Source organism: Erythrobacter sp. S158, from assembly GCF_057364915.1.
In genome coordinates, this window is the sequence record NZ_CP200279.1 from 2597473 (window position 1) to 2622412 (window position 24940).

The 24940-nt window shown below is 63.4% G+C and carries 26 protein-coding genes; 8 read left to right on the forward strand and 18 right to left on the reverse strand.

The genetic code is table 11. From position 1 onward, the window contains the following. Position 1 precedes the first annotated feature (1 nt). Genes motA through flgB form a run of 12 tightly spaced genes read right to left on the reverse strand, consistent with a single transcriptional unit; the run spans position 2 to position 8849 of the window. The gene (motA, locus tag AC0V6T_RS12645; RefSeq protein WP_486127385.1) at positions 2-865 is read right to left on the reverse strand and encodes a flagellar motor stator protein MotA; all 864 of its coding nucleotides are present in this window, start codon (positions 863-865) and stop codon (positions 2-4) included. A gap of 27 nt (positions 866-892) precedes the next feature. Continuing rightward, positions 893-1810 (reverse strand): flagellin N-terminal helical domain-containing protein, encoded by a 918-nt coding sequence (locus AC0V6T_RS12650; protein ID WP_486127387.1) that lies wholly within the window; start codon positions 1808-1810, stop codon positions 893-895. Continuing rightward, positions 1810-3168, reverse strand: coding sequence for a flagellar hook-associated protein FlgK (gene flgK / locus AC0V6T_RS12655; protein ID WP_486127389.1), 1359 nt, complete (start codon positions 3166-3168; stop codon positions 1810-1812). The genes AC0V6T_RS12650 and flgK overlap by 1 nt, the downstream gene beginning before the upstream one ends. Beyond that, positions 3168-3467, reverse strand: coding sequence for a rod-binding protein (locus AC0V6T_RS12660; RefSeq protein WP_486127391.1), 300 nt, complete (start codon positions 3465-3467; stop codon positions 3168-3170). Before AC0V6T_RS12660 ends, flgK begins: the two co-directional genes overlap by 1 nt. After that, positions 3464-4570, reverse strand: a complete 1107-nt coding sequence (locus AC0V6T_RS12665) for a flagellar basal body P-ring protein FlgI (RefSeq protein WP_486127393.1) — start codon at positions 4568-4570, stop codon at positions 3464-3466. Before AC0V6T_RS12665 ends, AC0V6T_RS12660 begins: the two co-directional genes overlap by 4 nt. 11 nt (positions 4571-4581) lie before the next feature. Further along, on the reverse strand, positions 4582-5265 hold the full coding sequence (locus tag AC0V6T_RS12670; RefSeq protein ID WP_486127395.1) for a flagellar basal body L-ring protein FlgH: 684 nt from the start codon (positions 5263-5265) through the stop codon (positions 4582-4584). Between the two features lie 8 nt (positions 5266-5273). Next, positions 5274-6065, reverse strand: coding sequence for a flagellar basal-body rod protein FlgG (flgG, locus tag AC0V6T_RS12675; RefSeq protein WP_486127397.1), 792 nt, complete (start codon positions 6063-6065; stop codon positions 5274-5276). A gap of 45 nt (positions 6066-6110) precedes the next feature. Continuing rightward, positions 6111-6854 (reverse strand): flagellar basal body rod protein FlgF, encoded by a 744-nt coding sequence (locus tag AC0V6T_RS12680; RefSeq protein WP_486127399.1) that lies wholly within the window; start codon positions 6852-6854, stop codon positions 6111-6113. A gap of 10 nt (positions 6855-6864) precedes the next feature. Beyond that, positions 6865-7704, reverse strand: coding sequence for a flagellar hook-basal body complex protein (locus tag AC0V6T_RS12685; RefSeq protein WP_486127401.1), 840 nt, complete (start codon positions 7702-7704; stop codon positions 6865-6867). A 28-nt stretch (positions 7705-7732) separates the two neighbouring features. Then, positions 7733-8086 carry a flagellar hook assembly protein FlgD gene (locus AC0V6T_RS12690; RefSeq protein WP_486127403.1) on the reverse strand — a complete coding sequence of 118 codons (354 nt, stop codon included), beginning with the start codon at positions 8084-8086 and terminating at the stop codon, positions 7733-7735. Position 8087: 1 nt separating this feature from the next. Next, positions 8088-8492 (reverse strand): flagellar basal body rod protein FlgC, encoded by a 405-nt coding sequence (gene flgC, locus AC0V6T_RS12695; protein ID WP_486127405.1) that lies wholly within the window; start codon positions 8490-8492, stop codon positions 8088-8090. A 3-nt stretch (positions 8493-8495) separates the two neighbouring features. Continuing rightward, entirely contained in the window at positions 8496-8849 is a 354-nt protein-coding gene (gene flgB / locus AC0V6T_RS12700; RefSeq protein ID WP_486127407.1) for a flagellar basal body rod protein FlgB, read from the reverse strand. A 204-nt stretch (positions 8850-9053) separates the two neighbouring features. On the opposite strand from flgB, the gene AC0V6T_RS12705 reads away from it, so the two are divergent. Both AC0V6T_RS12705 and AC0V6T_RS12710 read left to right on the forward strand, forming a co-directional pair. Continuing rightward, positions 9054-9761, forward strand: a complete 708-nt coding sequence (locus AC0V6T_RS12705) for a MotA/TolQ/ExbB proton channel family protein (RefSeq protein ID WP_486127409.1) — start codon at positions 9054-9056, stop codon at positions 9759-9761. After that, complete coding sequence (locus AC0V6T_RS12710; protein ID WP_486127411.1) at positions 9758-10180, forward strand: hypothetical protein; 423 nt, start codon at positions 9758-9760, stop codon at positions 10178-10180. Before AC0V6T_RS12705 ends, AC0V6T_RS12710 begins: the two co-directional genes overlap by 4 nt. Here AC0V6T_RS12710 and AC0V6T_RS12715 read toward each other — a convergent pair. Continuing rightward, entirely contained in the window at positions 10177-11199 is a 1023-nt protein-coding gene (locus AC0V6T_RS12715) for a GGDEF domain-containing protein (RefSeq protein ID WP_486127413.1), read from the reverse strand. The two genes, AC0V6T_RS12710 and AC0V6T_RS12715, sit on opposite strands and share 4 nt — an antisense overlap. Positions 11200-11333: 134 nt before the next feature. On the opposite strand from AC0V6T_RS12715, the gene AC0V6T_RS12720 reads away from it, so the two are divergent. The 6 genes from AC0V6T_RS12720 to AC0V6T_RS12745 all read left to right on the forward strand — a co-directional run bounded on the left by AC0V6T_RS12720 (position 11334) and on the right by AC0V6T_RS12745 (position 16600). Further along, positions 11334-11882: a flagella basal body P-ring formation protein FlgA gene (locus AC0V6T_RS12720; RefSeq protein WP_486127415.1), complete on the forward strand. Its 549-nt coding sequence runs from the start codon at positions 11334-11336 to the stop codon at positions 11880-11882. Between the two features lie 77 nt (positions 11883-11959). Next, positions 11960-12259, forward strand: coding sequence for a flagellar biosynthesis anti-sigma factor FlgM (locus tag AC0V6T_RS12725; RefSeq protein ID WP_486127417.1), 300 nt, complete (start codon positions 11960-11962; stop codon positions 12257-12259). After that, entirely contained in the window at positions 12256-12591 is a 336-nt protein-coding gene (locus AC0V6T_RS12730) for a flagellar protein FlgN (RefSeq protein WP_486127419.1), read from the forward strand. Before AC0V6T_RS12725 ends, AC0V6T_RS12730 begins: the two co-directional genes overlap by 4 nt. 108 nt (positions 12592-12699) lie before the next feature. Next, positions 12700-13737 (forward strand): transglycosylase SLT domain-containing protein, encoded by a 1038-nt coding sequence (locus AC0V6T_RS12735; protein ID WP_486127421.1) that lies wholly within the window; start codon positions 12700-12702, stop codon positions 13735-13737. A 59-nt stretch (positions 13738-13796) separates the two neighbouring features. Next, positions 13797-15875, forward strand: coding sequence for a flagellar biosynthesis protein FlhA (locus AC0V6T_RS12740; protein ID WP_486128594.1), 2079 nt, complete (start codon positions 13797-13799; stop codon positions 15873-15875). Then, positions 15872-16600, forward strand: coding sequence for a sigma-70 family RNA polymerase sigma factor (locus AC0V6T_RS12745; RefSeq protein WP_486127423.1), 729 nt, complete (start codon positions 15872-15874; stop codon positions 16598-16600). Before AC0V6T_RS12740 ends, AC0V6T_RS12745 begins: the two co-directional genes overlap by 4 nt. On the opposite strand, the gene AC0V6T_RS12750 is transcribed toward AC0V6T_RS12745, so the two are convergent. Genes AC0V6T_RS12750 through AC0V6T_RS12770 form a run of 5 tightly spaced genes read right to left on the reverse strand, consistent with a single transcriptional unit; the run spans position 16597 to position 24815 of the window. Continuing rightward, positions 16597-19887 (reverse strand): amidohydrolase family protein, encoded by a 3291-nt coding sequence (locus tag AC0V6T_RS12750; protein WP_486127424.1) that lies wholly within the window; start codon positions 19885-19887, stop codon positions 16597-16599. The two genes, AC0V6T_RS12745 and AC0V6T_RS12750, sit on opposite strands and share 4 nt — an antisense overlap. 52 nt (positions 19888-19939) lie before the next feature. Continuing rightward, positions 19940-20686, reverse strand: a complete 747-nt coding sequence (locus tag AC0V6T_RS12755; RefSeq protein WP_486127426.1) for a hypothetical protein — start codon at positions 20684-20686, stop codon at positions 19940-19942. 40 nt (positions 20687-20726) lie between these two features. Further along, entirely contained in the window at positions 20727-22025 is a 1299-nt protein-coding gene (locus AC0V6T_RS12760; RefSeq protein ID WP_486127428.1) for an acyl-CoA dehydrogenase family protein, read from the reverse strand. Next, a complete protein-coding gene (locus tag AC0V6T_RS12765) occupies positions 22026-23384 on the reverse strand; it encodes a phosphotransferase family protein (RefSeq protein ID WP_486127430.1) in 1359 nt (452 codons plus the stop codon). It abuts the gene before it with no gap. A 3-nt stretch (positions 23385-23387) separates the two neighbouring features. Next, a complete protein-coding gene (locus AC0V6T_RS12770) occupies positions 23388-24815 on the reverse strand; it encodes an aldehyde dehydrogenase family protein (RefSeq protein WP_486127432.1) in 1428 nt (475 codons plus the stop codon). Between the last annotated feature and the right edge of the window lie 125 nt (positions 24816-24940).

Genomic DNA, 24940 nt, shown 5'->3' on the forward strand with positions numbered 1-24940 from the left:
CCTAGCGCCCTCTCATCGTGTCGAGCAGATCGGTGAGCTTGGGCCTGTGCGCAGGCGGCAGGCCGGAGCGCGCTGCTTCCAGAACGAGCGGCTGCGGATATCCGTGCAGGCTTGAGACGATGACCTGCTTGATCGAATGAAAGATCTGCTGGTCGTGCGTGTTTACCTGCTTCAGGCGGCTCGCCATGGGTCCGGCAAACCCGTAAGCAAGGAGCACGCCCAGAAAAGTCCCGACCAGCGCCGCTCCGATCATTTTGCCTAGGATTTCGGGCGGCTGATCGATGGCGCCCATGGTCTTGATAACGCCGAGCACCGCAGCCACGATCCCAAGAGCGGGGAAGGCATCCGCAAGCGATTGAATGGTGTGCGCTGGCTCTTCCATTTCGTGAAGCTGGGACTTGATCGCATTGTCGATCACATCTTCGATCGCGTGGGTGTCGAGCGAACCCGATGATACCACCATTAGAGTAAGCGGGTCGCAGATCATGTCGACTACGACCGGATCGTTCTGAAGGCGCGGATATTCGCTGAAGATCGCCGAATTAGCCGGATCGGTCACATGGCTTTCAAGCGCGACCGCCCCATCGGCCCGCAGCACTTTCATCAGCTTGCTGGTGAGCGCAATCGCGTCGATGTGGTCTTCGTTCGTGAATTTGGGCCCCTTGAAGACCTTCGCCACTCCTTTGCCGAGCAGCTTGATCTCGTGCATCGAGTTGCCGATCAGGACCGCGCCGATTGCCGCTCCACCGATCATCATCATCTCGAGCGGAAGCGCGGCAAGGATCGGTCCCAAGGCGCCGCCTGCCAGCGTGAAGCCGCCAAAGACCATCACGATCAGGACGATGATACCGATAGCGGCGAACATGGCTGGCCTTCCTTGTCTTGGCTGAGGTCAGAGCGCGTTGAACAGGGTCAGCGACGAGACGCGCGTGAAGCTTGCCTGGCTGGCTTCGAGCGCGGTCAATGCCTGTTGCAGACGAACAATCGTATCGGCGACGTCGGTGTCCGCTATCTGTGAGCGCTTCTCTGCAACGTCGATGGCGCGGGTCTGCTGGTCCTGCTGGATCGCCTCGACCCAGCCTGCGCGCGTGCCGATCACTGTCTGGCTTCGGTTGGCCGTGTCGATCGCGGCATCGATCCCGGCCAAAGCATCGCGGGCGGCCTGTGCCGGATCACCGCCAGCGGCGCGCATGGCAATGGCGAGGTCGGCGATGACGGCAAAACTGCTGGTCGGCGCGCCGCCCACGTCGAATTCGAACAATTGGGCGCCGGTGACGCCGCGCTCAATCTCGGTCCCCGGCGCAACCGGGATCGCGCCACTCTGGCCGTTGCCGTTATACGTGACGACCCCGTTTGCATCGCGCACGAATGCGGGTGCACCAGCGGTGCCCGCAAACAGCGGCGCGCCCGTGATCGAGAGCGAGTTGGAGCGCGCGAACAGCTCTTCCGACATCTGATCGAGTTCGTCTGCAATCGCGGCCCGCCCGGTCTCGCCCGTCGTGTCGCTCGCTGCGAGAACGGCGAGCTCACGGGCGCGCTGGAGAATGGAGACAACGCCCTCAATCTGGTTGCCCGCTTCCGCAAGGTCCTGTTCCAGCCGCGCCGCGTTTTCCGCCTCGGTCGCTCCGCGCGTCTCAAGCCGTGCAAGAGCCCGCAGACGCGATGCGGCAACAGGGTCGTCGGAACCGCGCTCGATACGAACGCCAGTCGCAATCTGGGTCTGGAGGCGCTCGACGTCCTTACGCAGCGCACCCATCTGGGTCTGCGAGCGTTCGAAAAACGCGCCGGTGGAATTGCTGACGAAGCTCATCAGTTCAGCCCCAGTATTGTGTCGAAAAGCTCGCTCGCGACCTGGATGATGCGGCTGTTGGCTTCGAACGCCTGTTGCAGCCGGATGAGGCTCGCCGCCTCTGCATCAAGATCCACTCCGGTTTCAGACAAAAGATCGGCCTGAGCCGACGAGTTGATGATCGCCAGTCCCTCGCGCGTCGTCTCGATGCCGGAAATCCTGCTCGAGAGGGACAAAAGCAATCGGTCGACCGAGGCAATCGGCCCATCATCAGCACCAAGCGCATCGAGCGCGTTCGAGAGGTTGGCGGTGTCCCGGCTTCCCGGTGGCGAGCCAGCCGGCGCTAACGCGAGGTCTTCACCGCGGGCAAGCGCAAGCTCAATCGTGCCCGCATCTGATCCGCTGAAGAGCGGCTGCCCAGCCGAACCGTCTAGCGCGGCACCCGATGCCTGCGCTGCGTTGGCCTGCGCGATGGTCTGGCCTGCGATCGCATCGAGCGCGGATTGCCTGCCAGCAAGATCGGTCAGGGCCGATGCGCGGCCCGCCATCGCCCCGCTCAACGGAGCAAAGGGTGCGCCGCCGAAGTTGAAGCTTGCCGTGCCCTCGGGATCGATCTGCGCGCTGAGTTCGCTGAACTTGCCGCCTTCGACCAATAGGAGGCCGTCCTCACCCGCTGGCGAAGGTGTGCCGACCAACCGAACCTCGGCCGCGCCAAACTCGTCAAATCGGGCAATGATGCCGAATTCGGACGAGATTTCGCGCAGGGCCGCATCGCGCGCGTCGAGCAGGGATGCCTGCGCAGCCGTGCCCTCACGCGCATTGGCAAGTTCGAGATTGATGCGCGCCAGTTCGCTCGCCGCGCCGTTGATCCGGTCGACCCCGACATTGACGTCATCCTCGACGAGTTGGCGTGCGTTGCCGAGCGAGAAATCGGCCAATTGAAATGTCTGTGCCAGTTGGCGAGCGCTTTCGAGCGCTCCTGCGCGCAGCGCCTGATCGGTTGGATCACCCTCCAGCACCCTCAGAGCCGCTTCAAAATCGACGAGCCCGCGGAACAGGCCGGATTGCTCCAGAGCTGTCTCCGCATCGCGAAGCCCGGTGAGTTCCGCTTCAGCACGAGCGAGATCGGAAGCGCTGTCACGCGCGCGGCGCTGGATCAACTCGCTGTTGGGACGCTCGATGCCGCCAATCCGTACACCGGCAAGCGAGCTCGACGATTGAAAGTCGATCCTCGCCACTCCGACAAATTCCGTGAGCTGCAAGCTGCGGCGGACATAATCCGGGTTCGACGCATTGGCGATGTTCTGCGCGGTCAGCTCGATGCTGGCCTTGGCTGCTGCGGCGCCGCTTCTGCCGATGGATATGAGGTTGGTTGGCATTACCCTTCACCCTTCGCATCTAGGAATTGAGCAAGCTGTTCCTCGATGCTCCGGGCAAACCCGAGGGTGCCGGATTGGGCGGCGATATCGGCGAAGTGTTCGTCGCGCATGGTCTCGAACTGTTGGCGCCCGCCGCCGGTCAGGGGGGTGTCCTCGGCCAAGCTGGAGGCCCGCGCGGCCTCGAGCATCTTGCGAACCATCATGGCCTCGAACCCTTCAGCCGCTTCGCGCAAGGCAAGGCGCTCGGGGTCGAGTTGGTCAGGGCCGGAGATCGGCGAGATGCGCGGGGCGTCGATCACAGGACCACCATTTCGGCCTGCAAGGCGCCCGCCTGTTTGAGGCTCTCGAGGATGACAACAAGATCCGCCGCGCCCACGCCCAAAAGATTGAGCGCATCGACAATTTCGCTGAGGGAAGCTGCGCCCGGCATCAGCGCGACGCGGCTGGATTGCTGTTCGACCGTTATCTCGGAAGACTCCTCGATCTCGGTGTCGCCAAGGCCAAAGGGTTCGGGCTGGACCACGCGCGGTGCTTCATCAATGCGGATAACGAGCTTGCCGTGACTGATCGCGGCGGGCGCAAGTCGCACCGATTGATTTATGACAACGGTCCCGGTCCGCGAATTGACGATCACGCGCGCCGCGACTGGCGCGGGGGTGACAGGCAACATCTCTATGGTGGCAAGTGCAGCGGCGCGCTCGTCATTACCGAAGGGGAGCGCGAGCTCGATGCTCACCCCGTCGGCGATCCGCGCCATGCCCGGATAAGCGACATTGATCGCATCGCGCACGCGCGCTGCTGTCAGGAAATCCGCCTGGTGAAGGTTGAAGCGCAAAGTGCCTTCGCGCTCGAATCCGGTTGCAACCGATCGCTCTACCGTTGCGCCATCGGCTATGCGTCCAACTGTCGTTACATTGACCGAGACCTGCGAACCATCGCGTCCCGATACGCCCAGCCCGCCAACCGCGACATTGCCCTGAGCCATCGCGTAGATCTGCCCGTCCGCCCCGTAGAGCGGCGCGAGCACCAGCGCGCCTCCGCGCAAGGACCGCGCTTGGCCAAGAGTCGAGACCGTGATGTCGATGCGCTGTCCGGGCTTGGCGAAAGCGGGCAGTTCAGCCGTAACGATTACCGCGGCCGCATTGCGCAAGTTCGGGTTGACGCCGGGAGGCAATTGCAGCCCCAGCCTGCCCGAGACACCGCGCATCGCTTCGGTGACATAGGCGAGGTTATCGTCGCCCGTCCCCTGAAGCCCCACGACGACACCATATCCGGTAAGCTGGTTCGCGCGCAGCCCTTCGAACTGGCCAAGATCGCGAATGCGCTCGGCCTGGGCGGCTTGTGGCGCGGCCCATGCGACTATTGCGAAGAGGGCGAGCAGGAATTTGGAGAATGTCGTCATGGTCGCGCGCCTCAGAACGGAGAAATCGAGCCGAAGAAGCGCGACAGCCAACCCGGACGGCTCGCCCGCTGGACCGCGCCCTGGCCGGTGTAGATGATCCGCGCATTGGCAACGCGCGAGGACGGCAGCGTGTTGTCGACGTCGATATCGACGAGCCGGATGCGACCTGAGAACTGGACCCACTCATCGCCCTGCGAAAGCGCCATTTGCTTTTCTCCAACCACTTCAGCCGTTCCGTTGGGATGGATCGCGGCAATCGTGACCGCGACGGTGCCGGTCAGCTGGCTCTGCTGCGCGGCATTCCCAGAACCATTGAACGACCCGGAGCCCGAAGCATTAAGTGCATCGGGATTGAGAAAGTCGAGCGGCCCGGCGCTGGGCGGGATAAGTGCGAGGCCGCCGGAGCGGTCTGTCTGCCCAGTTATGCTTTTCGATGTGGCGGTGCTTTCGACCAGCAGGATCGTGACCATATCGCCGAGGCCCCGCGCGCGCGTTCCGGTGACGAGCGGCGCATAGCCCTGGCTCGCCTGATAGATCGAACCCTTGTTCGCATATTCGGCCCCTGCGATCGGCGCCATGGCAGGCGGCGGCGGAGGGGCAGCGAAACCCAGCTCGCGCTTGGCCCCATTGGCGAGGCAGGCCGAAAGCGAGAATGCGGCGAGCGCGAGCGAGGCGAGGCGGATGGATTGTTTCATGATCAGCATCACAGCGTCTGGTTCGCGTTGCGAAGCATCTCGTCGACCGAGCTCACCATCTTCGAATTGATCTCGTAAGCGCGCTGCGCCTCAATCATTTCGACCAGTTCCTCGACCACGTTGACGTTCGAGGTTTCGAGCATGCCCTGGCGGATGTTCCCGCGCCCGAACTGCCCGGCAAGCCCTGCATCGACCGGACCGCTGGCCGCCGTCTCGACGAGGAAATTGTCGCCAATCGCGCGAAGCCCTGCTGGATTGACGAAGCTTGCGACCTGAAGCTGCCCGATCTGGATCGGCGCGGTCTGTCCCGGCTGCACTGCGCTGACCGTGCCATCGGGAGCGATGGTGATATTCTGCGCGCCCTGCGGCACCTGGATCGGCGGGGTCAGCGCATAGCCCTGGGTCGTGACCAGCTGACCTTCGGGCGACAGCGTGAAGTTGCCTGCGCGAGTGAAAGCAATCTCGCCTCCGCCCGGCAGCTCGACCTGGAAGAAGCCGGGCCCGTCGAGTGCGAGGTCGAGCGAATTGCCTGTCTGGTTGAGCGTCCCCTGCGCCTCGATCCGGCTTGTGCCGGTCACCTGCACGCCGGTGCCGAGGTTGAGCCCGGTCGCAAAGGCGGTCTGCTGCGTGGATTGCTGCCCGGCAACGCGCATCTCCTGATAGGCGAGCGTCGCAAACTCGGCGCGGTCGCGCTTGAAGCCGGTCGTGCCGATATTGGCGAGATTGTTGGCGATGACACGCATGCGCGCATCCTGTGCCTCGAGCCCTGTGCGGGCGACGTGAAGAGCGGAAGTGGGCATGGTTCAATGGTTCCTTGAAATTGGGTCTGAGGCTCTGGCGCTTTGTCAGCCCATGGAGAGCAAGCGGCTGCTCGCTTCATCGAGCTCGCCGGCGGTCTGGATGATCCGCGCGCGCTGTTCGAATGCGCGCTGGGCATCGATCATTTCGATCAGGGTCCCGGCGGTCTCCACATTCGATCCCTCAAGCGCTCCGGGGATGACGCGCGCAGTCGGGTCTGTGGGAAGCACACCGCCGCCGGGCACTCGCAGGAAGCTGTCGGTGCCCTTTGCGAGCGGGCTGCCTTGCGGAGAGGCCAGCTTGATCCGGTCGATCGCGGCGGGTTCCTCACCCGGCGCTGCGGGGTCGGATGCAAGCAGCGTCCCATCGGGAGCGACTGTCACGCGAAAACCAGCGGGCACAGTCACCGGCGCGCCGCTCTCGCCGAGCACTGGCAGGCCCTCTCCGTTTTCGAGCAGGCCCGTGGGCGCAACGCGCAAGTCTCCGCGGCGCGAATAAACCTCGCCGCCGCCGGGCGATTGAAACGCGATGAGCGCCTCGCCCTCCACCGCGATATCGAGCGGCTGTCCGGTCGGATTGACCTTGGCTGGTGCCATATCCGCCGATCGCACCGCGCCCTTCGCCAGCGAACGCGCCTCGATCGAGCCATCGCGCAGCGTCGAAGGCGTCACCGTGAAGACCTCCTTGCGAAAGCCCGGTGTCGAGGCGTTTGCGAGATTGTTTGCCACCATGCGCTGGCGGTTCATGCTCGCATCCATGCCGGTGAGCGCGGTGTAGATCAGGCGGTCCATCGTCTACGCCTTACCGCTGCAGGTTGAGCACGGTCTGGGTAATCGCGGTCGCTGTGTCGATCGCGCGCGCATTCGCCTGGAAATTGCGCTGTGCGGTCAGGAGCGAGACCATTTCCTCGGCAAGATCGACGTTAGAGCGTTCGAGCGTGCCCGTCGCGATCGCGCCGAAATTGCCGACGCCGGGCTGGCCGAACTCGGGATCGCCCGATTCCGCGGTCGCCTCCCACTTGGTCTGCCCGATCGAGCGCAGGCCCCCATTTGCGGGGAAGGTCGCAAGCGACAACATCGCGACAGGCTCGCTGAAGCCGTCGGAATAGGTCGCGGTCAGCACCCCGCGCGCATCGAAGCCGACGCTGGTGAGCTGGAAATCCTGCGTCGCGCCCGTGCCGGGATCGGTCACCGTGCGCGAGGTGGGGATGGTGATGTCGCCGGGCACATTCGAGGTCGGTGTGCCCGTGCCGTCGACCGGGAAGCCCTGAATGCGGTCGCCGAATGCGTCCTGCAGAGTGCCGCTGGCGACAATTTCGAGGTTGCCGTTGCGGGTAAAGTTTATGTCGCCCGAAATCGCGTTGGCAGAGGTGATGAAGCCCCCGCCATTGATCGCGATATCGAGCGCCCGGCCCGTCTGCTCCAGCTGGCCGAGGCCGAAATCCTGCGAAATGCGCGAGACAGTCGCGCCGATGCCGGGCGTGGTGCGCGGATCGGTGCTACCACCGCTCGCGACGAGGTCGGAGAATTGCGCGCTCGACTTCTTGAAGCCGGCGGTTTCGGCATTGGCGATGTTGTTCGAGATGACGCGAAGGTCGGTCTCTGCATTGCGCATGCCGCTGAGCGAGGTGAAGAATGACATGGGTTTGTTCCTTGGGTGGTTCGGGGGATCAGGTGGCGGTCTGGCTCGCAAAGGCGGCGGCCTCGGCAGCCGAAGCGGCGGCGGCTGCCGCGCGCTCCTGCGCTTCGATCAGCGCGTCGAGCTTGGCGGAAATCTCATCGAGCGTGGCTCGCGAGGCCGTGCCGTTCTCAAGGTTCGAGAACTGCGCCAACTGGGCGAGCATCTGCTCGTTCGATTGCGGTTCAAGCGGGTCCTGATTGGCCAGCTGCGCGGTCATCAGACGAAGGAAATCTTCGGAATCAAGCGATGCCGCGGCACTCTCCCTGCGAATGGTCGAAGGCGCGTTGATCCGGTCGAGATTGGCCTTGAGGTCAGCGCCAAGCGGCGTGGTAATGGCGTTCATTTCAATTGCTCCTGAGCGTTTCCAGCATCAACTGTTTCGCGGTCTGAAGCGCCTGCACCATGTTCTGGTACTGGCGCGCGCTTTCCATGATCTCGACCATCTCGGCGCTCTCATCGACGGGCGCTTCGAAAACGTGTCCCGTCTCGTCGGCGAGCGGATGCGAAGGGTCGTAGCGCTTGCTGGGCGCTTCATTGGACTGGGTGATGCCGGCTGTTTGCACGCTCGAAAGCCCGCTCGCGCGGTCGAGCTCGGCCCGGAAAACCGCGCGCATGGGCCGATAGGCTTCGGCCTCGGACGAAGCGACTGATCCGGCATTGGCAAGGTTCGAAGTGGCGACATTCATGCGCACGAGCTGGGCTGACATCGCGCGCTCGGTCATGGAGAAGAGGGTGGTACGCTCAGACATCGATCACTCGCCCTTAAGCGCGCGGGTGATCGTGTTGACCTTCCCCTGCACGAAGCTGAGCGTTGCGGAATAAGCCAGAGCGTTCTCGGCAAAGGCGACCTGTTCGCGCGACAATTCGACCGTGTTTCCATCGAGCGTGGGCATGGCGGAGCGCCGATAGAGCAGTTCGGGCTCGCCGAGAGCTGCAGGCGCGCCCTGCTGTGTCTCCAGCCGCGAATCGAGAGCCGCGTTGAAGTCCATGTCGCGCGCCTTGAAGCCCGGCGTTGCCGCATTGGCGATGTTCGACGCGATCACGCCCATGCGCTGCGATCGAAGCTCAAGCGCGGCACCGTGTATTCCGAAAATCGTTTCTGACATGATCGAGCCTTCGTATCCCTCTGGACGGTGAGAACCGGGTTTGCCGGGAGGGTTGCAGAATGCGTGCCAAGTGCCTCGGAATGGGCAAGACCGGGCGCTGGAACGCGGCGGACCGGCAAACCACGGCAAAGCCTTGCAGGCGAACGGCAATCCGCTGCCTTGCCGTGTCCATCACCTTAATCCTGCACGTTGGCATCCGTTCTCATGGCGACACACAAACGGTCGATCACGCGGGAGACGGTAGGAATGATGAGCGCGCTTGCGCCCCTGGTCGACATTTCCGCGATCAGCATTGTGATTGCCGGGACCTGGGCGGCGGCTGCCGCACGCAGCGGGCGCAGCGGCATGGCGAGCGGCGTGCGCGCACTTTTGCGCCTTGGGCATCGTGGGTTCGATGAAGTTGCCAACCGTTCAGCGCTCGCACGGTGCGCCGTCAGCATCAGCAAGCGCGGCGCCCTTTGCAGCGAAACCGATCTGCCGCCTGACCCCGACCTGGCAGGATCGGTTGAGCGCTATCTTTCAACGGGCAGCCTCGATAAACTTCACGAAGCCGCGAGCGAAACGCGCAAGGCGCGCCTTGCCGAAAGAGCGCGCGGGGCACGCCTTTTCGAAACTGCAGGCGAACTTGCACCGGTTTTCGGTCTGGTCGGCACTCTGTTTGCCATCACCCAGTTGATGCCAGGGCCGGGCTTCGAGACCTCGCAGACAATCATGGCCTCGCTCGCAAGCGCGGTGCTCTCCACGCTCTACGGCGTGCTGACCGCGCATCTGATCTACTTCCCGATTGCACGAGCAATCGAGCGCCAAAGCGATGCGGAAGAACACGCCCGCAGCGCCATGCAAGACTGGTTTCTGAATGAGATCAGCCCGCATCGCGTGCGCAAAACGTCGCAATTGAGAGACGCCGCATGAACCCGGCTGCACCGCAAAGCTGGCAGCTTGTGCTCGCAGATCTTGCGCTGATCCTTTTCCTGGTGACGCTTTCCGGATTGGCCGGCAGCGAAACCGAGGATGTGGCTGTCGGCAACACGTCCTCGCGATCCCAGCAGCCACAATTTGCGCCCTCACAAGCGCTCTTTCGGCCATCGGTGTCAGGACCAGAATTGCGCGAATGGCTGGCCAGCCAGCCCGTCGATCATCGCTCCACACTAACGATTTATGCTCAGTATCAGGGCGAGGATCGAGCCTCGGCGTGGGCCGCTGCACAACGGCTTTCCGCCCAAGCGGATGAGGCGGGTTATGCCGTTCGCGTCGTCATCGCGCGCGGGGACGAGAGCGACCTTCACGCAAGCCTTGCTTACGATGCGCCAGTTCTGCCGAACGAGCCCTAACCCGTGACGATCCGATCGCGGCCTTCGCGCTTGGCCTCATACAAGGCTGCGTCAGCGCGTGCGAGCGCATCGCGGGCGTCGCCCGCCCCATGCACCTGCGCAATACCGCCTGAGAACGTGATCTTCCCAAAGGATTTGCCGGTTTCGCGGTTGACCATGCGCTTGAGTGCCTGAGCCCGCCGGACTGCGTCGAGCTTGCGCCATGCCTCTTCAAGATCGACATCGTGGAGCAGCAGGACAAACTCCTCTCCACCGTGGCGAGCGACAAAGCAGTCGTTGCTGGCATGATCGTTCAAGGTGCCTGCAATCGCGACCAACACCCGGTCACCGGCATCGTGGCCGTGCTTGTCATTGACCTGCTTGAAATTGTCGACATCGCAAAAGGCAACGCACAGCTTTGCTCCCTCTTGCTCGACCTTCTGTGCTGCCGCGATCAGCTGGCGCTCGAAAGAACGGCGATTGGGAAGCCGGGTCAGGTGATCGACATCGGCCTCGATCCGGGCCTCGGCGAGACTAGAGCGCAGCTTGTCGGTTTCGGCCTGACTGCGTTCCATGGCGGCTTCCGCCTCGCTCAGGCGGTCCAGCATTGCACGAGACAGGTCGATCACGCGGGTCACGTCCGGGGCGATCGGCTGCGCATCGTCATTGATCGACAGCCGCTCTATTTCCGCACCCAGCGCGCCGCGATGTTCGCATGTCTCGTCCTGAGCCGACTTCGCCGTCTGGGCAAACCGCATCAGCGCGTATTCCATCCGGTCCATCAGCTTTTCGAGCTCGTTCATGCGCTTGCCCGTCTCCGGGTCGAGCCGCATCACCGTATCAAGCCAGCGCTGATCGATCGGCTCGCGCGCAATCTCTCTTTGAGCGACCGCCTCTGCCAAGGCGACATTCGTGCCTGAAAGGGCGGTCCCGATCGCGGCGAGATTGGCGCCGGTCACGTTCAGATCATGTCGCATGATGAAATCGGAAATGCGCTCAAGCAACTCGCGGCGCGCCTCAGGCTGGCTGGCAAGACCCAAGTGCCTATGGCCGCGAAGTTAAATCGGGCCTCTGCCACGCTTCGCAATCTCCCTTAATGCGCTGATTGGCATGGCGTTTGCTTCATGAGCTCGCAGGAAAAGCAAATCGCTCATGGCCAATTGAAAGGCAGAGAATGAAACTCACCGCACCAGCACGCTACCCGCGCGTAAAGGGCGCCCTGATTGCAGTCGGGCTTTCCGGAATGCTCGCAGCCGCCGCGCCGGTCGGCGCGCAAAATGCCATTCAGGGTCCCCACATTGATCCCGCCGCGATTGACCGCGCCATCGTCGAATTTACGGGCTTGCCCATCGGACAGGAAGGCAGCGCACGCATGCCCGCTGACCGGCGGCTCAGGCTGGCGGCCTGCGCCGCGCCGCTTGGAGTGAGCTGGCATGGCAGGGCGCGCACGACCCTTGCGGTGAGTTGCGCAGGGCCCCAGCCCTGGCGCATCTTCATCGCCGCTCACACAGCCAATGTGCCGGACAAAGCGGAGCCTGTTGTCACCCGCGGCGACCCGCTCACGATTGCGGTGCGTGGACGCGGCTTCACGGTACAGCAGGCAGGCGAGGCGATGGAAAATGGCAGCCCAGGCGACTGGATCGCCGTGCGCACTTCGCGCGATGCTCAGCCGGTCCGCGCCCGCATCGAACGGCCCGGCCTCGCGATCATCCCTGCCCCGTGAACCATCGCTCGCGCAGGCCTTAAAGATGCAATCGCCCAGCCGTTCTCACCCATGATAGCACCACCCGGAGAAGCACAATGCCCTCTTTCGAACTGAGCAAATTGCAGTCCGTCACTGCTCCTCGCGCTCTGTCCGACACCGACATCGCCGCAGGTCGTCCACCGGTAGGCGAGAGCAATCGGACGGGTGTCCCGTCCGGGGCGCAGGGCGTCTCCATCGAAGTGAGCGGATCGCTCGACACGCAAAGCGCGCCAGTCGATGATGATCGCGTCGCGCAAATTCGCGAGGCTCTCAAGGACGGCAGCTACCCGCTCGTGCCGACGGAAATCGCCGATGCGATGATCGCCGCACAGCTCAGCCTAGGGATAGAGCGTTGAGCACCGACGCCTCCAATCTCACCGGCAATCTCACCGGCAATCTGCGGCAGATGATTGCCGTGCTGGAGGCCGAGCGGCAAGCGCTTGCCGGACTTGATGCCGATGCCCTTCTTGAACTCGCGCGCGACAAAGAGGCGCTGTGCGATGCGATTGCACCCTTTGGCCCCGAAGCGCTTGACCCGCGGGTTCGTGACCTCGCCGAGGCCGCACGGTCGCTGAACGAAGTAAACCGGCGGGTGCGCAACCTGCTCGCTGCCAATGTGACCACCCGGCTTGAAGCGCTTGGCGGAGCGCGGCCAGCTTACGAAGTGCGCGGCGGAGCAATCGCCTGAGAGCTTCACTGACGCATTAACCGTGTTTGGCACGGCGCTTGCTGATCCTCCCCTCGCGGGCTTCGCGAATTGAGCGGGGCCCAAGAGAAGCAGCAAGCGAGGCCCCAAGTGAACCCGCAATCCGTTCCCAGTTCCGCGATCCGCAGCGCCTTTGAACAGGCTGCCCGCATCCATCACGGCGCGCACCCTCAGCAAGGGGCCACCAGACAGATCGCCGCGCAAGCCGCATTCGAAGCCAGCACACCCGCGCGCCCGAGCGTAGAAGAAGCCATTGCAAACGCGGCGCAGGCGACGAGCGTCGACTTCGATTTCCTCGTGGCTCAGGCTCAGGTAGAATCGGCCATGAACCCGACGGCGCGGGCGCGAACGTCAAGCGCCACGGGGCTTTACCAATTCATCGAGAGCACCTGGCTCGGCACCATGCAGCGCCATGGCGCACGCTTCGGCCTTGGCAATATCGCTGCGCAGATCGACACGACGCCAGGCGGCACCGCCTATGTCGCAGATCCCCATGCGCGTCAGGCGATCCTCGCGATGCGCAACGATCCCGAAGTGGCCTCGCTCATGGCGGCAGGTCTGGCAGAGGATAACCGCGCACATCTCGCCCCGATCCTTGGCCGGCAACCCGATCATGGCGAGCTTTACCTCGCGCATTTCCTCGGCGCAGGCGGAGCCGGGCGGTTCTTGTCGGAGATGGCGCAGGATCCCAACCAGAGCGCGGCTGCGCTATTCAGACGGCCTGCCGCTGCAAACCAGCCAGTGTTCTTTGAAAGAAACGGCGCGCCGCGCAGCCTTGCAGGGGTGATGGATTACCTGAGCGCGAAGCTGGAGCGCGCTCGTTCGGATGTACCAGCGAGCGCCCCGCCAGCCTACGCCGCAGCCTCGCTCGCCCCGCCGGACATCATCCGCCCGCCCTACATGATCGCGGACGAGGCCGTGTTTGGTCCGCGCACGCCGCCGACCCTGACAGGTCAGGATCGCCCAACCATTGCATCGTCATCCACATTGGCGCTGGCAGCGCCCAGTTCGCGCGCGCCGATATCCGACATGCTCGACAGTCAGGAAGGCGTAGCCAAGCTGGGTAGCGAGGCCCATGCGAAACAGGTCCGCCGCGCCTATGATCAGCTGAAGGCGCTTGGCCTGTGAGCGCGGCAACAACTCCGCCGAGCTCGCTGATCGAGCGGTTTCAGTCTGCGCCTGCCGCGATGGCGTTGCCGGTGGGCATCTTTGCGCTGTTCGTGCTGATGGTGCTGCCGATCCCGCCGCTGCTGCTCGACATGTTTTTCGTGCTCAACATCGCGATTGCGGTCGCGGTGCTCATGGTCGCGTTGAACGCACGCGCGCCCCTCGATTTCTCGTCCTTTCCAAGCGTGCTCCTGTTCGCGACGCTGCTGCGCCTCGCGCTCAACGTGGCCTCCACCCGGATCGTGCTCGTCAACGGTCACGAAGGCGGAAACGCTGCGGGCGAGATTATCGAGAGCTTTGGTCAGTTCCTCGTCGGCGGCAATTTCGCCGTGGGCCTGTTCGTTTTCTGCATCCTTCTCATCATCAACATGATCGTCATCACCAAGGGCGCGGGGCGCGTGTCGGAAGTGTCCGCCCGCTTTGTCCTCGATGCCTTGCCGGGCAAGCAGATGGCGATCGACGCCGACATTGCCGCTGGCCTGATCACTGCCGACGAAGCCCGCGCGAGGCGGCGTGAAGTAACGGTCGAGGCGGATTTCTATGGCTCGATGGATGGCGCGTCGAAATTCGTGAAGGGCGATGCAATTGCCGCGCTGCTGATCCTCGGCGTCAACATCATCGCCGGGTTTGCGCTCGGCATGATCAGCCATGACCTGTCAGCCTCCGAAGCGGGCGAGCTTTACATCACACTCGCGGTCGGAGACGCGCTGGTGGCGCAGGTGCCCGCGCTGCTGCTCTCCATCGCCGCCGCCGCCATCGTAACCCGCGTTGCCGATACGCGCGACCTTGCAGGCCAGATCGGCGGCCAGTTCGCCGATCCGCGCGGCTGGCTGCCCGTCGCGGCGATCCTTGCAGCGATTGGCGTGGTCCCGGCGATGCCGCAGATGATCTTCATCCCCGCCGCCGCCATCGCAGGCGCGATCTGGTGGACCTTGCGCAAGCGCGCGGAGCAGCCCGTGCTTGAACAGCCGCCGGAGGAAAGCGCGCCCGCAGACCATATCGACATCGCGGAGGTTTCCGACCAGACGCTTGTCACGATCGAGCTCGGCTATGGCCTCGTGCACCTCGTCGACGAGGCGAAAGGCGCACCGCTCCTCACCCGCATTACTGGCATTCGCAAGCAGATGAGCCGCGATCTCGGCTTCGTCCTGCCGCAGTTCCGCATCAGGGACTCGCTTGAGGCAGGCGCGAACGAATACCGCGTGATCCTGGGCGGGCTGGTGGTCGCGAGCGGTGCGGTAAGGCCGCAAAAACTGCTCGCCATCGACACCGGCGACGTTCGCAACGGCCATTCGGTGACGGGCGAGGCCACACACGATCCCAGCTTCGATTGCCCCGCCTTGTGGATCGACCCTGCCGCGCGCGATCACGCCATCGCCGAAGGGTTCCTTACCGTCGATCCGGGCACGGTTATCGCCACGCACACCAACCAGGAATTGTTGCGCCTCGCTCACCAATTGCTCGGGCCAGAGGAAGTGCGCGCTATGATTGAGGATTTAAAGACCCGCGCCCCCGCACTGATCGACGCTGTGCATCCCGACCCGCTGACCCTGCCAGCGCTCACCCGGATCCTGCGCGCTCTGATCGCTGATGGTATCGGGCTGGCTCACCCTCAGCCGCTTTTCACCAGCCTCGCGCTCGCGCTCCAGACCACGCAAGATTTCGATGCGCTGATCGATGCGGTGAGAGCCGATCTCGGCGCGCGCCTGATCGCGCGAATTTGCGAGCCAGGCGCGCGGCTCAGGGTGCTCACTCTCGATGCAGCGCTCGAAAGCGCGATCCTTGGTGGGATGGTCGATCCGGCAAGCGGCCAGCCATTGATTGAGCCCGATTGCGGCGCAACGATCGTAGAGCGCGTCAATGCCGCCATCGACGAGGTCGGCGGGCCTGTTGCCCTGATCGTCCAGCCTCCGGCACGCCGCGCTCTCGCGAGCCTGCTTCGCCAGCGCGCGCGCCAGTGCCAGGTACTCTCGATCAACGAGCTGCCGGCAACGCAGCCGGTCGAGGTGATCGCCACTATCGGCGCCGAAACCGCACCTGAAGGCCTGCCCGCTCCAGACGCTCCGCAAGCCGCGCCAGCGCGGGAGATGGCCGCGTGAAGCACGACCATTCCGCATTCGCCGGCGCGCATGGTTACGGCGCGACCTCGCGCGATCAGGTCGAGGACCGCGTGCGCAGGTTCTTGCCCTTGGTTCGCCGCGCGGCTTGGCACATTTACGGTTCGGGCCGCGAGGGGTTGGAGATCGAGGACCTCATGCAGGCAGGCGTCGTCGCGCTCACCGAATGCGCTCAGCGGCACGAGGGGCCCGGCGAGGACGGCTTTGCCGCCTATGCCAAGATCCGCGTCCGCGGCGCGATGTTCGACCAGATCCGCAAGCTGATGAACGACACCCGCACCGCGCGAAAGAAACGCGCGCAATTGGGCGAAGTGGTCGAACGATTGCGCAATGAGACTGGCGAAGAGCCATCTCGCGCGCGGATTTGCGAGACGCTCGGGATCAGCGACGCCGAACTGCTCGAAATCGAAGCCTCGAGCGTCACCGTCACCTCGATCGCCGATGAATACGACGAGACCAGCACCGCCTTTGCGAGCGACGATCCCGACCCGTTTCAGGTGCTTGCCGGAAACGAGGATCGCGAGCGCCTGATCGCAGCGATGGTGCAGCTGCCCGACCGGCTGAAGCTCGTGCTCCAGCTGTTCTTTGTCGAGGAGCTGAACCTCACCGAGATTGCTGCCGTGCTCGAAGTCAGCGTGCCGCGCGTCCATCAGCTGCGCGCAAAGGCCCTGAAGGATTTGCGCGCGCTGATGGAGGCGGAGGCTTAGCCTGCATCCTCATGCGCGGTGGCGGCGTGAGTTGCGCCCTCGGAGCCACCGGCACCGCCCGCTTCCCACCAATAGTCGAGCCGTCCGCCGTCGCCGGTCTCGACTTCGCGCATGGTCGCCGCATCGTAGAGCCGCCCGCCGAGCATCACGCGCACGATCTTGTCCGAATTGCGGATATTCTCGGTCGGGTCTTCGCTCAGGATCACGAGGTCGGCGAGTTTGCCTTCCTCGAGGCTGCCGATGTCACCCGCCATGCCGAGCGAGCGCGCAGGCGCGATGGTGGCGGCGCGCAGCGCCTCGACCGGGCTCATGCCGCCGCGAGCAAAGCTCCAGATTTCCCAATGCGCGCCGATGCCTGCCTGCTGGCCATGCGCGCCGATCGACACCTCGACCCCGCGCTGCGCGATCTTGTGCGCCTCTCTCGCGGCGTTGTCGTCTACGAAGGCCCATTCGGGCGCGGTCGTGCGCCGCCCTGTCTGCGCGAGCAGCACCTTGGGCGGGGTGTGAACCATCAGCGGGTTCTCCCAGACATTGGTCGCTTGCCGCCAGTACGGATCGCCAGCCAGCCCGCCATAGGTCACGTTGAGCGTCGGCGTGTAGTTCGAGTTTGAGGCTCCGAAGAATTGCAGCACGTCCTCGTACATGACGTCGCCGGGGATGTTGTGCTCGATGGTCGAATTGCCGTCGGCGATCAGGTTCATGTCCATCCCGAACAGCGAACCGCCCTCGGCCACGACCAGTACGTTTTCCTCGGCAGCGGCGCGCGCAACCATCTGGCGCTGTTCGCGGCGCGGCTGGTTGTAGTTCTTCACCGAAATGCCGCCCTGCGCCTTGATCCGGCGGACGTGAGCGAGCGCGTCGTCATAGTCGTCGATCCGGGCGAAGAAGCCGGGGGCCTTCGCACCGTAAATGATCTCGCCGGTCGAATAGATGCGCGGACCCAGCATCGTGCCCGCACGCTGGCGTTCGGCAGCAGCAAAGACGGTCGAGGCATCGCTCGACGGGTTGTGGATCGTGGTCACGCCAAGCGCGAGGTCCTGAACCAGCGTCCAGTTCTGCTGCGGAATGAAATCGCCGGTGCCATAGGGACCGTGCGCGTGCGCATCGACGAGGCCGGGGATGATCACCTGCCCGCTTGCATCGACCATGGTCGCACCAGCCGGGACGCTCACCTCGTCAGCCGTGCCGATTGCGGTGATCCGGTCGCCGGTGATGACGATCGTACCGTTCTCGATCGCGCCCGCATCGGTCGCATCGAGCCCGTCGGCCATGGTGAGGATACGCGCGCCGGTGATAGCGACGGTGCCGGTCGGCTTGTCAGCCGGGACGGTAAGCGCCATCGAGATGCCCGTCTCGGGCGGTGAATATCCCTCGTCCTCGTCACCCTCTCCCTTGGGAGCGTTGGCGAAGAAGTCGGAGACGCTTGCGCTCATCAGCTCAGGCCCGATGGACCAGAACAGGGTCTCTCCGCCATTGGCAAAGCCGATATAATCCGCGCCGCCTTCGGACACCTTGGTGATCGGCAGCGGGCCGCTGGTTTCATCGACGCTGATCGCACGGCCGCCGGGGATCAGCGGCATCGCGAAGACCTCGTAATTCTGGCGGAAAGCGACCGTGCGGCCATCGGGAGAGACACGAAAATCGCTCGGCAGCGCGCCCTTGATGATGGTGCGCTGATCTTCTCCATCGAGGTCGGCGGAGACGAGCTGGAGCCCGTCGCCGCTTCCCGTGGTCATGTAGATGCGCTCAGGATCGCTGCCGAATTGCGGGTTCGAGCCTGAACGGCTGACGCGCATCGGCTCGCCGCCATTGGACGGGATCATGTAGATGCCAGTCGTCTCGGAATAGGCAGGCGAGGTCAGGAAACCGCCGCTGCGCTTTTCGTAAGCGATGTGGCGGCCATCGGGTGACCAGGTGAGGTCGCCGTAATGGCCCGGCTCGCTGGTGATGACGCGCGGATTTTGTCCGTTCGCATCTGCGGTGATGATGCGGCCCAGATCCTCATCGGTCCACTCGACATAGGCGATGCGCGAACCATCGCGGCTGAATGCAGGGAAGCCTTCGATAGTGCCCTCTGCCGCCCCGGTCAGCGGACGAGGCGCATCGCGCCCCCGCGCGGACTTGGTGTATAGCCGCCCGAGGCTCTCAAACACGACCTGCGTGCCATCGGGCGACAATTGCCCGAAGCGCGGCATGGTGGTGGTGAAGCGGTCGGGCGACACTTCGATTGACGGGTGCGGCGCATCGGCAATGCCGCGCGTGTCGTCGATGGAGAACGGGATTTCCGCCATGTTCGACCCGTCACTGTCGATCCGGTTGAGCTTGCCGCCTGCCCAGAAGACGATGCTGCGCCCGTCAGGGGTCCAGTCCATATTCGGATAGACCCCGTAAACCGCCCAGGTTTCCTGAAGGTCGAGATCAAGCGCGTCATGGATCATCCGCTCTGCCCCGGTGGCGAGGTCCTTGACCCACAGCTGGCTCGTATCCTTGTCGCGGCGCACGAAGGCCATCTCGGTCCCGTCGGGCGAAGGGGTCGGGCGAACCGCGCCGCCATAGCCATCGACCGCAGTGGTCACTTCGCCGGTTTCAAGGTGATGGCGCTCAATCGCGAAGATGCCGGTCTGCGAATCCTGCGCATAGATGAACTGGTTCCCCGGCGTCGTGTTGCGGGTGTAGTAGATCGCCTCGCCATCGGGAGAAAAGACAGGCTCGCCCAGTTCCTTTTGCAGAGCCTCGTTGGCGCGCTCGACAATCGCGACCCCGCCGCCGCCCGAGACATGGTACATCCAGATTTCGCCCGTGCCCGCGCTGCGGGCTGTGGTGAAGTGCTTCTTGGCAATGATGAAGCGGCCATCGGGCGACCAGTATGGCTGGTTCAGCAGGCGGAAGCTCTCCTTCGTCACCTGTCGCTTGTCCGAGCCATCGACATTCATCACCCAGATATTGTCACCCCCGCCCCGGTCCGAGGTGAAGGCGATCTTGGTCCCGTCGGGCGAGAAACGCGGCTGCACCTCCCAAGCGAGCCCTTCCGCGATCCGGCGCGGCGTGCCGCCGGTGATCGGCATGGTGTAGATGTCGCCAAGCACGTTGAACGCAATCGTGCCGCCATCGGGCGAGACGTCGACATCCATCCACGTGCCCTCGTCGGTCTGGATGCGCACCTGCTCAATCGTCGCCCCGCGGGGAGCCTCGACGTCCCAGCCCTCCTCCTCGTGGTCATCGGCAATCGCCAGCGAAGGCATTGCAAGCATCGAGCCTGCGAGCAGGGTAGCAGTAAAGCGGCGCATTCGAATTCTCCCGTCGTTTGGAACGGGAGACTAGCGGCGCGAAAGGATATTGCTAGGGGCGGTTTGCCAGATTGACACTGGCGCCTGATGAAGTCTTGATCTCGCGAATGATCTTCGTCACATCGTGGAAGATCCGGTAACCGGTCCATGTGTTTACATCATATTGATGCGCACTTCCGAACAAATGCATTTTTGTCTGGAAAATGCGCATTTGAGGGCTGCTCAGCGCTCGCGCGTAGTAAGGAATTTCTTCGGGCGCAAAAAACTCCTCGACGTCGGTAACGATATAAGCGGTTTCCTCCGGATATTCCTTGATGACGAAACTTGCGATTTCGCGATTGCGCTGATCGTAAAGAGCACTTCCCCACCGGGATTCGGCCAATTCCTCCCAATCCTCTTTCTTCGCCAGATCGGGTTTTTCTACCTTCACCAACCAGGATTGATAATCATCCTCGGAAAGAGCTGGCCTCTCAAGAAAGCGTCTGACGTTTTGCCAGATATGAAAGTGCAAAATCTTCGCCCCCAGTCTTTGCGCATCAGGGCCAAGGCTCTCGATTGTCTTGTCCAGTTTCCACAAAGGGTGCGTCGGATCTCCATTGCTGAACATTGAGCCTTCGACGTCACTCAACGCAACGATCTGCTCGACACCCGCGAGTTCGAGCAACATAATCTCCCATTTCAAGTCGACCATCAACGACATGATTTGGGCCGGATCGGAAATACACTCGAGAAAATCCTGTTGGACAGTAGCTGGGAGCAGCTCCTCTACTTCATCAAGAAGGTCTTGATCGATCGCCATTTCCGCGTTGTACAATCCAGCGACTAAGAAGACGATAATGCTAGCCGAACATGCCCCTTTTCGGACCCAGATAGCCGAACAGATAGGCCGCGACTTTCCTCATCTGTATCTCCTCGCTGCCTTCGGTGATGCGGTAGCGGCGGTGGTGGCGGTAGATGTGCTCGAAGGGTTTGTGCCGCGAATAGCCGATGCCGCCATGCACCTGCATCGCCTGGTCGGCGGCTTCGCATACCAGCCGGTTCGCCCAGTAATTGCACATTGAGACCTTGTCGGAGATCGTGCGCTCGATCTCCTCGTGCGGCATGTTGTCCATCTCCCAAGCGGTCTTGAAGATGAGCAGGCGCAGCATCTCAGCCTGTGTCGCGAGCTCGACCAGCGGGAACTGGATCGCCTGGTTCTTGGATAAAGCTTCGCCGAAGGGTTTGCGTTCACGCGCATATTTCACGCTCTCGTCGATGCAGAACATTGCGGCGCCGCAGCTGCTCGCCGCCTGCCGGATGCGGTTCTGGTGGACGAAGCTCTGTGCGAGCGCGAGCCCGCGCCCTTCGACGCCGAGAATCGCGCTGTCGGGGACCCATACATCCTTGATCGACAGGCGCGGGTGGTCGGTGGGCATGTTGAAGGTCCACATCCACTCCTCGATCTCGAGGCCCTCGGTGGGATTGGGGACGAGCAGGCAGGTGATCCCTGACGCGTCCCCCGCCTCACCGCTGGTCCGGGCGAACATCGCGCAGTGGGTCGCGACATGCATGCCGGTGATCCACATCTTCTCGCCATTAATGAGCCAGCCATCGACGCCGTCGCGGGCTTCGCGCACTGCGGTCGTTTCCATGTGGGTGGCGTCGGAGCCGTGATCGGGTTCGGTCAGGCCAAAGGCGACGCGGCGCCCCTTTTCTTTGGCCCGCTCGAAGCCGCCGGTGATGAATTCTTGCTTCTGCTCCTCGGTCCCCCACTGGTCGAACATGGCGACGAAGGGGAAGTTGCCGACGATCGAGTGTTCGTTCTGAAGGTCGTTGTGGAGGCCGAGGCCCTTGAGCGCAAAGTGCTCGCGAATGACCGCCATCCAGAGGTTCGAGCCGTCCTTGCCGCCATACTTCGTGGGCGCGGAGAAGCGCCAGTGACCGGCCTTGTCGGCGCGGGCGGTGGCCTCGCGCAGCAGCGCTTCCCAATCCTCGCGCGGCAGGCCACCTTCCTCGAAGTTCGTACGCGCCCATTCGCGGCGGTGATCAAAGAAGCGGATGTTGTCGTCAGCTTGCTCGAGCGGCTTGATCTCGGCCGCGATGAAGGCGTCTAGTTCTTGCAAGTAGGCTTGCAGGTCTGCGGGAATTGCGAAGTCCATCTATTTCTCTCCGGTCCACATCTTTCGCGCAACCGCGAGCGCGGGATATTTCGGCACGTCCTGCATGATCGTCGCAAGGATCGCCTCGCGCAATTCGGTGAGCAAGCCTTCGTCCTGCAAGCTCGCTTCGCCGTCGATGATCCGGCGGGCGAGCGGCGCATTCTCGAAAGCCGGGATCGCGGCGGCGTTATAGCGCGAGATCATGCCGAGCGCATTGCGCGCGACGGCATATTGAAACTTGTCATGGCCAGTGAAGCGGTCCTTCACCGTGCCGAGCCACTCATGGATGGCGATGGCCAGCTCGCCATCGGTCGCCTCGCCAACCTGTTCTGGAAGTTCGGGCAGTGCGACTTTGCGCGCCCGCTCTTCTTCCGGCGCTTCCTCCTCCAGCAGGATCAGCAGGTCGAGCTCCTGCTCGCTCGTCCGGCGCGAGATTACCACGCGTTCGAGCATTCGGTCCGACCCATCGCGCCAGAACTTCGCCATGCGCAGGCAGCCCAGCGCCCACCACACGGTGCGGTGGATCAGCCAATAGCGGAAGCGGGTGTGGTCGACCTTCACGCCCGCTTCGGCTTCGTAGGCGGCAAAGTAGTCTTCAAGGCTTCCGAGCCCCAGCGCGGGCCGGTCGTATCGCGCAAACCGCCACACAGCCATGCAACCGAACGCCAGGTCCTCGTGCCGATCGGCGAAATGCGCAAGCTCCCAATCGAGAACGCCGGTGAGCTTGCCGGGCTCAGCCAGCAGATTGCCCATGCGATAATCGCCGTGGTTGAGCACGGGCTCGCACTCGTCGGGGCAATTGTCCTCCATCCACTTAAGGCCAAGCGCGATGATCGGGCGATCGCCGCCCGCTTCCTCGAACTGGGCGCGCAGGTCCGCGATAGCCTGTCGGTAACTCATCACCGGCACCGCATCGGGCACATCGCCGCGCCCAAGCGAATGGATGCGGGCAAGGTCGCGCGCCGCCTGTTTGAGCAGCGCGTCCGCCTCGTCGAAAAGCAGGATTTCCTTGGGGTTCGGCGTACCCGGTAAAGCGCGCATCACGAAGCCCGAGCCGATATCGTCCTCCGGCTCAAGCTCGGCCACCACTTCCGGCGCGGTCACGCCTGCGGCATGCGCAGCGCGGATCACCGCAGCTTCGACATCGTGGCCGAAGGGGCGGTCCTCCATGAACTCGATGCTCGGCGCGCGGCGCAGGACGAAAGCCGCGCTTTCTCCTTCCGGGCCCGCCTCGAACCGCCAGCTCTCCATGGTCGCGCCGCCGGTCAGGCGCGTCAGCGCCGAAGGAGGCGAAAGGCCGGCGCGAGCACACACCCTCGCCAGCCCTTCGATCAGTTGTTCAGGAGTGCTGTCGCCCATCTATCAGGCGACAACGTTATCCTTCTTCACGGTGATCACCTGCGGATAGGTGAACTCCTTAAGACCTTCCTTGCCGTATTCAGCGCCGAAGCCCGACTGCTTGTGCCCACCGAACGGAGCGAAGGGCGACAGGTGCATAAACTCGTTGATCCACACCGTGCCGGTTTCCAGCTGCTCGGCAATCTCGACACCCTTGTCGTGGTCGGCAGTCCAGACCGCACCTGCAAGGCCGTAGTCGGAGTTGTTCGCGCGCTTGATCACCTCGTCCTCGCTCGAGAACTTCATCAGCGGCATGACCGGACCAAACTGTTCCTCGGCAACGATCCGCGCGTCTTCGGGCGGGTTGTCGAGGATGGTGATCGGCACGTAGTAGCCGCTGCCCGAGGGATCCTTGTCGCCGCCGGTCAGGAACTTGTAGCCATTGTCCTTGGCGTCCTGGATCAGTTCGAGCACGCGCTCATACTGCTTCTTGTTCTGGATCGGCCCGACACCCGTGCCCTGTTCGGAGCCGTCGCCCACCACCACGCTCTTGGCGTATTCGGCGATCGCCGCCGAAAGCTCGTCATAGATATCTTCGTGGATGTAGACGCGCTTGGCCGCGATGCAGACCTGCCCTGCGTTCTGGAAGCTCGACCAGAAAAGCTGCTCGGCCACCTTCTTGGGGTCGGCATCGGGAAGCACGATCGAGGCATCGTTGCCGCCAAGCTCTAGCGTGATGCGCTTGAGGTCTCCGGCTGCGCCTTCCATGATCTTCTTGCCCGTAGCGGTCGAGCCGGTGAAGGTGATCTTGTCGATATCGGGATGGCCGGTGATGAGCGGGCCGAGGCTGTCTTCGCCCGTGATGATGTTGACCGTGCCGGCGGGCACCTTGTCGGCAATCAGCTCTGCAATGCGAAGCGTCGCGAGCGGCGTGAAGGGCGACGGTTTCAGCACGATCGTGCAGCCTGCCATCAGGGCAGGAACGATCTTCTGGATCGCCATCATGACCGGGAAGTTCCACGGCACGATGCCGCCGACCACGCCAACCGGCACACGGCGGTGGCGGTGCAGACGGGTGTCGTCGTCCTGAATGATCTCTTCTTCAAGCTGAAGCGTCGACTGCGCCGCCGAGATACCGGCAGCGCCGAAAATCTCGCCCTTGGCCTGCGCATGCGGCTTGCCCTGCTCGCTGGTCAGCAGACGAAATAGCTCATCGGCGTTTTCCTTGATCGCGCCCGAAATCGCCATGCAAGCGGCCTGACGCTCTTCAAAGGTCGACTTCTTCCAGGTCTTGAATGCAGCGCGGGCTGCAGCGACGGCTTCGTCAAGCTGCGCCTCCCCGCAAGCCGGGACCTGGCCGATCACTTCTTCATTCGCGGGGTTGACGACGTCCATCCACTCGCCGGTGTCGACCATCTTGCCGTTGATGAGGTTCTTGTACTGGGTGACCATTATCTCTCTCCAATCCGAATAGCGCGGGGATTCTCTCTTGTCATTGAAGGTGGACGTCTCACCGCAAAAATCAATCTCGAATTGCAACTTGGCGCTCCGGATCATCTTGCAAGCTTCACGCTTGA